At 42.7% G+C, this 12360-nt stretch carries 8 protein-coding genes; all 8 read right to left on the bottom strand.

Annotated features, from left to right (window positions below; all coding sequences use genetic code 11):
- Position 1: 1 nt before the first annotated feature.
- Positions 2-1108 carry an aliphatic sulfonate ABC transporter substrate-binding protein gene (locus tag RMY00_RS01250; protein WP_322645819.1) on the bottom strand — a complete coding sequence of 369 codons (1107 nt, stop codon included), beginning with the start codon at positions 1106-1108 and terminating at the stop codon, positions 2-4.
- A gap of 487 nt (positions 1109-1595) precedes the next feature.
- Positions 1596-2777, bottom strand: coding sequence for an acyl-CoA dehydrogenase family protein (locus tag RMY00_RS01245; RefSeq protein WP_322645818.1), 1182 nt, complete (start codon positions 2775-2777; stop codon positions 1596-1598).
- 374 nt (positions 2778-3151) lie between these two features.
- Positions 3152-4633, bottom strand: coding sequence for an amidohydrolase family protein (locus RMY00_RS01240; RefSeq protein ID WP_322645817.1), 1482 nt, complete (start codon positions 4631-4633; stop codon positions 3152-3154).
- Positions 4634-4783: 150 nt separating this feature from the next.
- The gene (locus RMY00_RS01235) at positions 4784-6274 is read right to left on the bottom strand and encodes an amidohydrolase family protein (protein ID WP_322645816.1); all 1491 of its coding nucleotides are present in this window, start codon (positions 6272-6274) and stop codon (positions 4784-4786) included.
- Between the two features lie 340 nt (positions 6275-6614).
- Positions 6615-7664, bottom strand: a complete 1050-nt coding sequence (locus tag RMY00_RS01230; RefSeq protein ID WP_322645815.1) for an ABC transporter substrate-binding protein — start codon at positions 7662-7664, stop codon at positions 6615-6617.
- A 19-nt stretch (positions 7665-7683) separates the two neighbouring features.
- Positions 7684-8013 carry a 4Fe-4S dicluster domain-containing protein gene (locus tag RMY00_RS01225; protein WP_185582283.1) on the bottom strand — a complete coding sequence of 110 codons (330 nt, stop codon included), beginning with the start codon at positions 8011-8013 and terminating at the stop codon, positions 7684-7686.
- Positions 8010-9623, bottom strand: coding sequence for an FAD-binding protein (locus tag RMY00_RS01220; protein WP_322645814.1), 1614 nt, complete (start codon positions 9621-9623; stop codon positions 8010-8012). Before RMY00_RS01220 ends, RMY00_RS01225 begins: the two co-directional genes overlap by 4 nt.
- A gap of 532 nt (positions 9624-10155) precedes the next feature.
- Positions 10156-11970, bottom strand: coding sequence for an iron uptake porin (locus tag RMY00_RS01215; protein ID WP_322645813.1), 1815 nt, complete (start codon positions 11968-11970; stop codon positions 10156-10158).
- Positions 11971-12360: the final 390 nt, after the last annotated feature.

Below are 12360 nucleotides of genomic sequence, written 5' to 3'. Positions count from 1 at the left end.
ATTATTTATTCGCTAAAACCTCAGAGGGAGTAATTTTGGCGTACTCTTCAGGTGTCAAAAACCCGTCTCTAACATTCACTTTTTTGGGGATAAGTCCTAAGCTGTACCACTTATCTGCAACTTGTTGTTGCTTGATAATAGTTTTTTCAGTAATTGGTACCAGCCCATAATCATATTTATCATGCATTATTTCTAAAGTAGGCGGATCTAGTTGAGTTACAGGAGCAAGCAGTTGTGCTACTTCTTTGGGATGATCCTTAGTCCAAATTTCTGCCTTTTCTAGTTCCTCTAGAAACACTTTGATAACATCAGGATGAGCCTGATAAAACTGGCGTGAGGTTGAGTAAAAGTTGCCAGTATCCCGCAACTTACCACCATCTGCTAAAACACGAGCTATTTTATTTTGTACATTTCTGGTAGCAAATGGCTCCCAAATATACCAAGCATCCACCTTGTTCTGACTGAATGCTGCATTTGCATCTGACGGCGGGAGAAAAACTGATTGGACATCACTCAGTTTTAATCCGGCATCTTCTAATGCTTTAACTAATAAGTAGTGCCCAATAGAGGCTTTTTGAAAAGCTACTTTTTTGCCCTTCAAATCGCTAACACTTTTAATCGGAGAGTTTACAGGAACTAAAAGTGAAATAGCTTTACCACTAGGGTGTGTAGTAGCTAGATAAACAAGAGGCGCTCCTGCTGCTTGTGAAAATACAGGAGGCGATTCGGCTGTAGATGCGATATCCAGTCCATTTGCATTTACGGCTTCTAGTTGTTGTGGCCCAGCTGCAAACTCAGGCCACTGTACTTTAAAACCCAGAGGCTCTAATCGCTTTTCTAAGGAACCCTGTTTTTCTAAAACTGCCAGAGCGGTAAGTTGTTTTGAACGTACAATCCGTACTACTTGTTTCTGTGTTGACTTCTCTGTAGTACTAGATGAAACTACCGATTCAGGGGAAGCTGCCGACTGCTGAGTATTATTTTTTGCTTCACTACAACTTGATAGGGCCGTTGATAGCATTAAGCAGTAACCGAGAGCAAACAACAAGGAACGACGTGTTGTTCTCTGGTTTTTTCTGAATTCAAACTTTCCTTTTAAAGCTGGCATGGGTTGTTTTATTGATTTCCCTCTAGTTGGTTAGAACAATGATGATTAATTGCCATGTAACAAACAAAAAATCTTTTATATTAAGTTATTTAAAAACTCCAATACATATTTTTTCTAAGTTTAAAAAGTTTATCAAACAGAATTCAGAAGTCAGGAGCCAGAATTCAGTATGAATTCTGAATCGATTTAGCGGATGAATAAACGGGTCTAAAACCCCCTCCAAATCGGAGATTTGGAGGTCTTCAATCAGTCGCGGGTCTGAATCCCCGACTGATTAATTCTGACTGCTGAATTCTGAATTCTTCTTCAATTATGATTTTAGGGAATGGGTGGGTATTACCCACCCCGCAACGACTCGAGGAAATGAAAATTTAATAGTGAGGAGGGAAAATTTAGGAAGTGGAGTGAGAAGATCCCACTCCAATATCGTGCTAGTGGAAGATTAAAATTTGTGAGTGAAACTTAGTATTATTCAATGTTTAATGCCCTAAGAATATTGGGTAATGACAGGTAGCTGCTCGTTGAGTACCCAATCACCGATCGCACGCAATTTGTAATCCACAGGATCGTGCAGAGTAAAGGTTCGTAAATCCCGCCAGTAACGGTCAAATCCATATTTGGTTGCCGTGGCGCGAGTTCCGGTAACTTCAAAGATGCGGTTGGTAATATCTATACCTACACGGGTAGCTAATGCCTTGGATGCGGAAACTGCGATCGCAACTTCTCCCCTCTCTTGATGAGTAAGTTCTACATCTTTCTCCCATGCTGCTTGTACCTTCTCGGCTGCTTGGTCAGCTAGAGCGATCGCAGCTTGGATTTCCACCCAAAAGTCCCCGTAATGATGCAAAAGATAGGGGTCTTGAGTAGCACTATCTACCCCTGATGTAATCCACGCTTTAGTAGTAGTTTTTGTATACTGACGAGCGGCGGCGAAAGCTGCTTTCGTAATTCCCAGATAAACATTGGTTTTTGTTAGCTGGGCAATAATACCAAGAAAGGTTGAGAAGGCACTATTAGGAGGATTGGATGGCCCTAAAATTTCATCTTTATCCACTAAAACATTATTAAATGTATAACTACTGCTATCAGTGCGACGTTGGCCGATGTTGTCCCAATCTTGATTAGAAACTAACCCTTCCCTGTCTTTGGGAATTATGAATATAAAGGGCAATTCTACACCATCTTCTAAAGCAGAAAATACTCGATAATCTGCAACAGAAATACCAGTACCAAAGCTTTTAACACCATTAACCCGAAAATTTTCGCCTTCTGGGTTAATTTTCAGCCTAGTATCTCGCGTATTAATAGCATTTGCCCAAAATAAGTTATTCTTAGCAGTTTCTCGATAATATTTTTCCTTTTGGGCTGGTGTGCCGGAAACGTGACCTAAAGCTGTCAAATTGAGATGATTACCATACAATTGCCCAATTGAACCATCAGCTTTTGATAACTTTCTAACAATTTTTAAAGCATCAATCCAAGTTGCACCAATGCCACCATATTGCTTAGGCACAATTAGTGGTAACAAACCACTCTCACGCAGTTTATTAATTTCTTCTTCTGGAACTCCGGCTTGAGCATCCCTTTCTACTGCTGATTGAGCAAGTTCCTTGGATAGAGAAGCTGCTAGGTCAATGTAATCCTTTGGTTTTGTAATATCTAGTACCATAATTAAATCATTTTTGTGTAGGTCAGTTTTTGCAAGTCGATGCAATAAAGGTGTAAATCGATGTATCAAAGGTGCAAAGCGATGCAATAAAGGTACAAATCAATGCGATAAAGATACAAACCGATGCATCAAAGGTGCAAAGCGATGCAATAAAGTTACAAATCAATGCGATAAAGATACAAACCGATGCATCAAAGGTACAAATCAATGCAATAAAGGTGCAGATTATTGGTATTAGACACAGAATTTAGGAGAAATGTAGAGTGAGTCTTGCCCACTCTACAAATGAACAGAGGAAATGGAACATGGAACGTTGTAATTGTCCTTTGTCATTAGTCCTTTGTCCTTTGCAAATGACCAATGACTAATGACAGTTATTTCTTAGCCGCTAGATATTCGTTGGCGGCTTTCTCAACACCTGTACCCTTGAAGAAGTCTTGATTAAGACTGGTGTACAACTCTAAGGGATGGATTGAGAGGAAGTAGCGGAGGTCTTCTTCAGTAATGATTTCGTGTTCTGCCATTGAGTAGGCGTTGGCAGTAACGGCAGTGATATCTGGCACATCCCAGTGACCAGAATCTGAACCCAAGAAGGCTTTAACTCTGTCCCCAAAGGGATTAGCTGCACGATTAAAAGCTTGAGATACACGCGTATCATCTGATTCCGTACCGAAGTAGAAATGATTCAAGAAGCGATCGCGCACATCTTCTGGCTTCTCTATTCCTGCTAGTTCAAATTCGTCGAGTTCGCCTGGATTTTCTGGAGCCAATAGTTGATGGTGGAATCCTAAACCGTCACCAATCTGATCTAAGCGTCCATCTACCAGTTCGCCACCGTAGCGGGTGTACAACTCTACTAATGCTTCCTTGTCGATAATAGCTGGATTGTTATTTGATAACAAATGTTGTTTGTTGCGGGTTTCCCAATGCCAAATAATATCAGCGTATAGACTAGCACCCCAAGCTGAACCACCTTCTAAGAAGGCAAACTTTAATTCTGGGAAGCGACGGGTAACTCCACCAAAAAACAGCGATTTACATAATGCTTCTGCTGCAAAGGCGAAGTGATTAATGTGATTATATTGAGCGTTGGTGACAGAACGCTGAGTTGTCCAACCTTGGCTAGAAGCGTGAGTTGTGGGTACAACTTTCAGTTCTTGGCACTTAGCCCAGAATGGATCGTAATCATATTGACTATCTAAGCCAAAGTTATCAATCCAAACCACTTCGTTAGCTACTTCTTTGCCATACTTTTCAAAGGCAGGAATTGGCCGACGAACGTAACCGGGAATTTGAATTGCTTTGAGTCCCAGAACATTCACCGCATATTCCAACTCTTCAATCCCTTCTTCAGGAGTGTGCAGTGGGATGGCGGCGATGGGTGTTAATCGGTCAGAATAAGGGCGGAAAATATCAGCATGGTAGGTGTTAACTGCTCGACAAACAGCCCGCCGCATTTCTTCGTTACCGATATTCGGAGCCATCGTTGCCAAGTTGGGGTACACAACGGCAAAGTCTGTACCTGCTTCTTGCAAGCGTTCGTGCAGCAACTTGGGCAAACTAATAGTAGCCAAATTCAAAGTATTTTTTGTTGGACGACCCCACCAGTTAGGGCGATTGGAGCGATAAGCAAAACGTTCTTCCCAAGTTTGCTTGTACCACTTAAAGCGGGAAGATCCTGGTAAATTTTCTTTGAAACGTTCGACAAGTGCAGTTCCACCAACTTGCTCTAAATAATCCAAGACTGCTGGTTCAAATTCTTGGGTATGTACATCGGTGTCAATGATCGGATAACCAAGTTTTTCTCGAATTTGAGCAGACCTAGTTTTTTGTGGGCGGTCTAAAGCGATCGTCATGATAGTTTACCTTAGATTGGGTACTGGGGATTGGGGATTGGGGATGGGGCATTGGGGATTGGGGATTGGGAATGGGGCATTGGGGATGGGGCATTGGTTATTAATTCTTCTCCCTCATCTTCTTCATTCCCAGTCCCCAGTCTCCAGTCCCTAGTCCCTAATTCCTTTCCCAGCCAAAAATTCATCTGCTGTTTTCTCCACAGCCGTACCTTTAAAGAAGTCACGATTCAAGCTGGTGTACAACTCCAAGGGATGAATTGACAAGAAGTATTGCAAATCTTCTTCGGTGATAATCTTGCGTTCTACCATTGAATATGTATTAGCAGCGATCGCAGTAATATCAGGTACATCCCAGTGACCAGAATCAGAACCTAAAAAGGCTTTAACACGATCGCCATAAGGATTAGCTTTACGGTTAAAAGCTTGAGCTACACGGGTATCATCTGATTCTGTGCCGAAGTAGAAATGATTCAAGAAGCGATCGCGGATATGCTCTGGCTTGGTAACTCCTGAAGCAGCGAATTCATCCAAATCACCTGGTTCTAGGGGAGATATTAAATCAGCATGGAAACCTAAACCACTGCCTAGTTGATCCAAACGACCATGTACTAGTTCGCCACCATAGCGGGTGTAGTATTCAAGCAGTTCTTCATAATTAACATTGGCGGGATTGTTATTTTCTACCAAATGGTCTTTATTGCGAGTATCCCAGTGCCAAATCAAATCGGTATATAAACTAGCACCCCAAGCTGCACCTCCTTCTAAAAAGGCAAACTTGAGTGTAGGGAAGCGGTGAGTTACACCACCAAAGAACAGAGATTTACATAGTGCTTCCCCAGCCGATGCAAAGTGACCAATATGGTTGTATTGGTAATTGCTAATGGAACGCCGATTTATCCAGCCCATACCGGAAGAGTGGGTGGTGGGTACAACTTTCAGTTCTTGGCACTTCGCCCAGAAGGGATCGTAATCATATTTACTATCCAAGCCAAAGGTATCAATCCAGATGGCTTCGTTGGCTACTTCTTCGCCATACTTCTCGAAGGCGGGAATCGGGCGGCGGATATGTCCGGGGATTTGAATGGCTTTGAGTCCCAGCACTTTCACCGCATATTCCAATTCTGCGATCGCCTCTTCGGGCGTATGCATGGGAATAGCGGCAATTGGTGTTAAGCGATCGCTATAAGGACGGAAAATATCAGCATGATACGTATTAGTTGCACGGCAAACAGCCCGCCGCATCTCTTCATTGCCGATGTGTGGAGCCATCGTTGCCAAGTTGGGGTACACAACGGCAAAGTCTGTACCAGCTTCTTGTAAGCGTTCGTGCAGCAACTTTGGCAAGCTAATAGTAGCTAAATTTAAAGCGTCGTTGGTGGGACGAGTCCAGAAAGGAGGACGGGCGGTGCGGTAAGTGCGGCGTTCATCCCAAGATTGCTTAAACCATTTAGAGCGAGATGCACCGGGTAAGTGTTCTTGAAAACGTTCTGCGATCGCAGTTCCAGCAACTTGCTCTAAATAGTCTAAGAATGCTGGGGGAAATTCTTGGGTATGCACATCGGTGTCAATGATCGGATAACCAAGTTTTTCGCGGATTTGAGCAGACTTGGTTTTATGTGGACGGTCTAGTGCAATAGTCATAGCATTTTACCTGGATTTTTAAATGTATTGCTCAAGAAGGAGGCAGAAAGTTTACAGGACTTACGCAAAATAATGGAAAAACGAACCGCAAAGGCGCAAAGGACACAAAGGAATGAGAGTTTTAGAGAGTTATTGCGTAAGTTCTAAGTTTATAAGCCTGAGAGTTGAGGCTTTGAGCCTGAAGGTTGAGCTTTTGAAAGACTTAATTACAGAAATTTGTTTTTCTTGCTCAAAAAACTTACTGATTTCTGCCTCCTCATCTCCTTTATCTTTGCCACTCCCTACTACTTCGGCTTCTCTACTAGACGCTACGCAAACGCTCAGTACAAGTCCCCATTTCCTATTTTTCTTCAGCAACCCAATCTGTTAATTTAAAGTCCGACTTTGCTAAACCCTGCGAGACTAAAAATTTCTTTGTCCCCTCTAAAAGTTTCACACCCTCGGCTGGTAATGGTTCTTCTGATATCTGTTTCAGTGGGAACGATACTTTTATAATATCGATGGGATATTTAGTAGTTTGAGCATGATATTGATAATATTCTTCAGAATTAGCTTTTAAATCCTTCGCTGCTTCTGTGAGAATTGCATTAAATTTTTGGGGAAAATCAGGTTGTTTCGCCAAAAAGCTTTCGGTTGCAACGACTAATGATGTCCCTGATAAACCCTGATGATTTGCCGAAGAATCAATCACTGGAAACCCTTGTGATTTCAGAAAAGGCCCCAAATCACTTGAAGTTGCGTAAGCTGCTACATCACCACGTTCTAAAGCTCCTTTTGCCTCAGTAGTCATCAAGTGGACAACTTTTACATCCTTGGCAATTTTAGCTTCAGCTAATAGACCCAGCAGGTATCTATGCATATAAGAACCTTTTTGAGTAGCTATTGTTTGACCTTTAAGTTCAGCAAGCGATCGCGGGCCGTTCTTTTTCGCTACTAACCAAGCAGTTGTATTAAATTGAGTAATTCGCAATAATCGAGTTTCCTGACCCCTCGCTCTCAGAACTATGGCTGGTGTATCCCCTAAAGAACCAACATCTAATTGTCCTGCGACAAGCGCCTCATTTAGATCCGGCCCATTAGGAAATCGTGCAAAAGTAATGTTTTTAAATCCTAGCTTTTGCAACTCACGCTCTAATATTCCTTTTTTCTTTGCCCAACCAAGTGGCCCTGTCGGTTCTGAACTACCTACATAACCTATACGTAGGGTAGAAATGTTATTAGATGCAGCAACAGTACTATTAGCATTAATAGCCTCAATCAACTGAGCAGATTTAGTTTCGCCTTGGCTACATGCTGTAGTTAGTAGCAGTAGGATACAAGCCACTGATGTTGATAATCTGGAAGCAAATTTATTTTTACTGATATAACCTGTTCCTACTGATAACAACATGACTCTTTTCTCCGCCGCACTATTTCATCTGCTTCAGAATTTGGAATGTTTGATCGGCTTTTGCTGTTGAGGTGCGTTTATGTCCCCAACCGATGTTTTCACGGTAACTACCCAGTAGCCCAACTTCTGCCAATTCTGCCTCGTTGACTGAAGTCGTCACATCGCTTTCTGGTGCAACATAAAGAGCATCAACTGGACAATACAATTCGCACATATAACAAGTTTGGCAGTCGCTCTGTCGAGCAATGGTTGGCGGCGCATCGGGTACTCTGTCAAACACGTTGGTTGGACAAATGTTCACACAGATATTACATTTTATGCACCGCGACTCGCTGACCAACTCAATCACACTGCTGCTCCTATTTTAGATAAAGGCTTTTCTGTACTTAGCGGCTGACTCTTCACCCAAACTTGATCCAATCCGCCGCTAATTAGGTGATGTTGCTGGTTAGCATCAAGTTCTGGATAATCTTGATGTTTGTGCATACCACGAGTTTCTTTACGTTCAATGGCACTGCTATACATCCACCGGGCTGTGGCTACCATTGCCGCAGCTTCTCGCGCCCGGATCAGTTCTTTTTCTGAACTTACGTGGCTACTACGGAGTTCTTGCCAAAGATGATTTAGCCTACCCAAAGATTCAGTTAAGCCTTGCTCTGTACGGAAATAGTTCTTTTCGTAAGGGAATACTTCAGCTTGGACTGCCTGAATTACTTCATCAGTTGCCAAGGTTTGAGAGCGATCACTTTGTAATACTACCTCTCCAACACCCTTAACTTGTCGTTGAGTTTTCTGTTCCCCCATGCGGCTATATTCAGCAGCCGATTTTCCCGACCAATAGCCAGAAGATATTGCCCAAGCTGCATTATGGCTACCACCGCCAGTAAATCCGCCACAAATAAGTTCGCGTGTAGCAGCATCTCCTGCTGCATAGAGTCCCCGTACAGAACTGGCACAACTCTCATCTACAATCCGAATTCCTCCCGTACCGCGCACAGTTCCTTCTAGGCGCAGAGTCACAGGGAAACGTTGGGTAAATGGATCGATACCTGCACGGTCAAAAGGTAAAAAGAAGTTAGGCTGTGCTAGACGCATAGATGGCCGCATTGATTCCGCCGCTTTGTCTATGATGGCGTAAACAGGCTGTTGCAGTAATGTCTGGGCAATTACTGAACGTCTATGAGAACTTGCTCCCGGAATCACACTACCATCTTCGTAGGTGAAGGTTGCCCAATTATAAAATAGGGTTTTGGTAACTGAAGAAAAGGCGGGAGAGATGCCATAAGCATTAGAAAATTCCATACCCGACATCTCAGCACCAGCTTCTGCCGCCATTAAATAACCATCCCCCGTCAGGACGTTGCATCCTAACGCTTTACTGAGAAACGCACAGCCACCAGTTGCGATAATTGTGGACTGCGATCGCACTATCCATTTCTCACCAGTTTGACGGTTCACACCTGTTGCACCAGCAACAGCACCATCGTCATCTACCAGTAGTTCTAAGGCGGGGCTGTTGTCTAAAATTTTGACTCCTGCCCGTTGGATTTGTCGCCGCATCAGGCGCATATACTCCGGCCCTTGCAGCGATCGCCGATAGGGTTTACCATCATCGTCGGTAGGGAAGGGATAACCCCATTCTGCTAACTGATTAACGTTGACATAGGTCTGATTCAGTACCCGATCCATCCAGTTGCGATCGGATAAAAACCCACCCAATGATTCCCGACTTGCCTTTGCTGTTTCTCGTGCTTCGGGATCGGGTGGCACGTACCACACACCATTGCCAGATGCAGCAGCGCATCCAGTTGTTCCACAATACCCTTTGTCTACGAGGATCACTCTAGCTCCACTTGATGCAGCACTCCAAGCCGCCCAAGTTCCAGCCGGCCCACCTCCAATCACAAGCACATCGCCTTCTAAGTCGAGTTCAAAATCGGTTGTTAACGTCTTCAGCATTTACAATTTCCCCCCATCGATAAGTCTTAAGCATCAAGTCTTCACCCCATCGATGCTACACACCATTTCATAAATCTGTTTGCCTACCTCTTGACGACTTACTACAACACCAATTTAGTAATCCTGAAATAACCTTTGACCTACAAGGGAAGTAGGCTGGAAATTAGGTTTTTAATTACTGATCGAGAGTTTAGTAGCCTTAAATCGTGGCTCCTTAAGACAGATTGCCACAAGATTGATAGTCAATTAGTACTTTAACTTGATCGACAAACCGTAGTTTTATACATAACAAAGCTTTTCACAGTTTTCGACAAAAAGCAAGTATTTTAGTAAACAAATTCAAACGTCAAGTTATGTTAAATGAATCTATTACCTATCTAATTAGGCTTGTTTTTTGGACTATTTTGTGCATACGTCCAAGCTAACGTGTCTATACTTGCGAGTTAAGTTGCTCCCTAAAACTCAACAATCCCCAGACTTTTCGATTAAACGAGTCTAGGCAAAGTTTAATCAGTCCGGGGAGTGTCAAAGGTTAAAACCTAAAGACAGTACGAACCCAAGCAAATAAACTATCAGGATTGCTAGCATCAGAGTTCGGTGCAGTAATCCAGATCAAACCTGGTGTAACCTCAATATTATCTCCGATTTTATATTGATAGAATGCTTCAACGTGCAGGGAAGTATCTTTGTCCGCTCGTCCGGCACCTGCTCCCAAATCTACACCCCTACTGAGACTAATCATTTTTGGTTCCATACCAACTAAAATCCCCCCTAGAGCACCTTCACTAAAAAGATCCGGGAATGCCAGTCCTACAGCCCAATCCATAGCTTCGCCATCTCCGCGCCCCACATAGCGGTGTGCTGCATAACTTACCCACGCATTGACCGCAAGCTTAGGATTAACTTGATAAAACGCTTGTAGACCATAAAGGTTGCCTATAGTTGCTGCTCCTGGCACGGTGCTGTTTACCAGGTTACTCCCGACTGCTGGGCCGAAATTTGTTCCACTAAAACCTAGAGTATTTGGTGGACTATAGGTATTAACGTAAGTTGCTGCCACCCGAAAATTCCGATTAGAAGAGTAGTATATTAACTGTGCTAAAGCTAAATACCTGCCTTTAAATAAGCCATTATTAGGTGTGGGATTGTTACCATTTGGTGCGCTGTACGCTACCCCAAATTGAAGCTGTTTGCCTAATCCTTGGAGTATGGCAATTCCGGGGCCGCTATCTCCATAGTTATAGACCAAAGACCGCCGGGAAAATCGTGAAATCCCATTAGCACCAGTCGCAGAAGACGATTCAAAATATGGGTTAATCGGGCCAGAAAGACCTATCTCACTAGCTCCATCAGATAAGGGATAAATGTTGACTTGGGTATTTGGAAAAGGTAGAAACCGATAGCGAACACCACTGAGAATAAGAGTGTTGCGTGCAAAAGTAATACTGGAGTTATCAGCAGTTCTCCCCTCGTAAGTTCCCAATAATCCAGCTCTTGTTTGTCCCAATGATTCAATATTTCCACCTCCTATTGTTATAGCTAGTGAATCTTTACCATTAAAACTGGTGTTTAACCGTAAAGAAGTTGAGCCTTGAAGTGTGGCATTGTGAGGTGCTGGTCTCTTGGTGACGACGTTATTACCTGCTATAAGTTCACCAAGGACAATCTGAGCTCGACCTATAAGTTTGGTTGTGGTCGTAAACTGAGTTGCTTCTAAATTCGCAGTTCGCGCTTCCAGGCTATCTACGCGCCCCCGAAGTTGAGCGAGTTCTGGAGAAAACTGTTCTTGTAGTTTTTTGATGGTATCCAAGTCTTCGCGTTTAACTAAATCTGCCGTTGAAGTTGCTATTAGTTCATTGAGGCGATCTAAAGCTGCATTCAATCCAGCTGCAAACTCATAGCGCGTTAGGGAGCGATCGCCTTTGAATGTATTATCTGTATATCCCGCAATTACACCGTAGCGCTCAACTAGAGACTGTAATGCTTGAAATGCCCAATCTGTCGGCTTAACATCTGACAGTTGCGAGACGGATGTTACTTGCCCTGTTGCATTATTTGGAGCTTTTTTGTTAGTTGGCGGTGCAACTTGCAACAATTGTGAGACAGGTGTGACTCGATCTCGGAGATCATTTGGAGCTTTTTTACGAGTGACTGGTGCAATTAAAGTGTCTACTGTTTGATTGACAACTGCTTGTGGAGCTTTGTTATCTTCTACTTCAGTAGTAGATACATCAGATTTAGGCAGTTCAGCCTGACTTTTGGCTGGATAAAAAACCAAAATAGCTAGAATATCTAGCAACGAAAGCAGGAAAAATATATATCTATAATTCCAGCGCCAATTCAACATGACTCCTTAACTCCTCAACCTCAAAAATGAATAAACTAGCTGTCAATCTGTCAGAAAAACAAGATAAACCATTTATTCAAATGCTTTTAATAAAACATTTAATTATAGATTTACCAAAATTTATCTGACAAGCTTCAAATCAGTACTAAGCAGTTGAATGTACAATCCAAAATTTGCAGCAAACTATGAATTCTGACGATTGACAGAATCCCATAAACGTCTTAAATGAGACAATCACTGTTTTAAAAAAGAAAAGTCTTTTTTAAGAAAAACTCAAACCCATGCTATATAAACTGATAGTTTTGAGACATCGTAATGGCGTTTTTTTGTTATGCTGTACAAAGTTAATCAATGGCTACTGACATCGACTAAAGCTTAATTTTGATGCAA

The sequence above is a fragment of the Nostoc sp. ChiVER01 genome (assembly GCF_034531155.1).
Taxonomy (GTDB): domain Bacteria; phylum Cyanobacteriota; class Cyanobacteriia; order Cyanobacteriales; family Nostocaceae; genus Nostoc.
Note: the sequence above shows the minus strand (reverse complement) of the source record. Positions and strands in the feature narration are given on the sequence as shown.

What these genes read in the sequence shown, in the direction of transcription:
- RMY00_RS01250 (WP_322645819.1), bottom strand. Translation starts at nt 1,108, where the DNA reads ATGCCAGCTTTAAAAGGAAAGTTTGAATTCAGAAAAAACCAGAGAACA.
- RMY00_RS01245 (WP_322645818.1), bottom strand. Translation starts at nt 2,777, where the DNA reads ATGGTACTAGATATTACAAAACCAAAGGATTACATTGACCTAGCAGCT.
- RMY00_RS01240 (WP_322645817.1), bottom strand. Translation starts at nt 4,633, where the DNA reads ATGACGATCGCTTTAGACCGCCCACAAAAAACTAGGTCTGCTCAAATT.
- RMY00_RS01235 (WP_322645816.1), bottom strand. Translation starts at nt 6,274, where the DNA reads ATGACTATTGCACTAGACCGTCCACATAAAACCAAGTCTGCTCAAATC.
- RMY00_RS01230 (WP_322645815.1), bottom strand. Translation starts at nt 7,664, where the DNA reads ATGTTGTTATCAGTAGGAACAGGTTATATCAGTAAAAATAAATTTGCT.
- RMY00_RS01220 (WP_322645814.1), bottom strand. Translation starts at nt 9,623, where the DNA reads ATGCTGAAGACGTTAACAACCGATTTTGAACTCGACTTAGAAGGCGAT.
- RMY00_RS01215 (WP_322645813.1), bottom strand. Translation starts at nt 11,970, where the DNA reads ATGTTGAATTGGCGCTGGAATTATAGATATATATTTTTCCTGCTTTCG.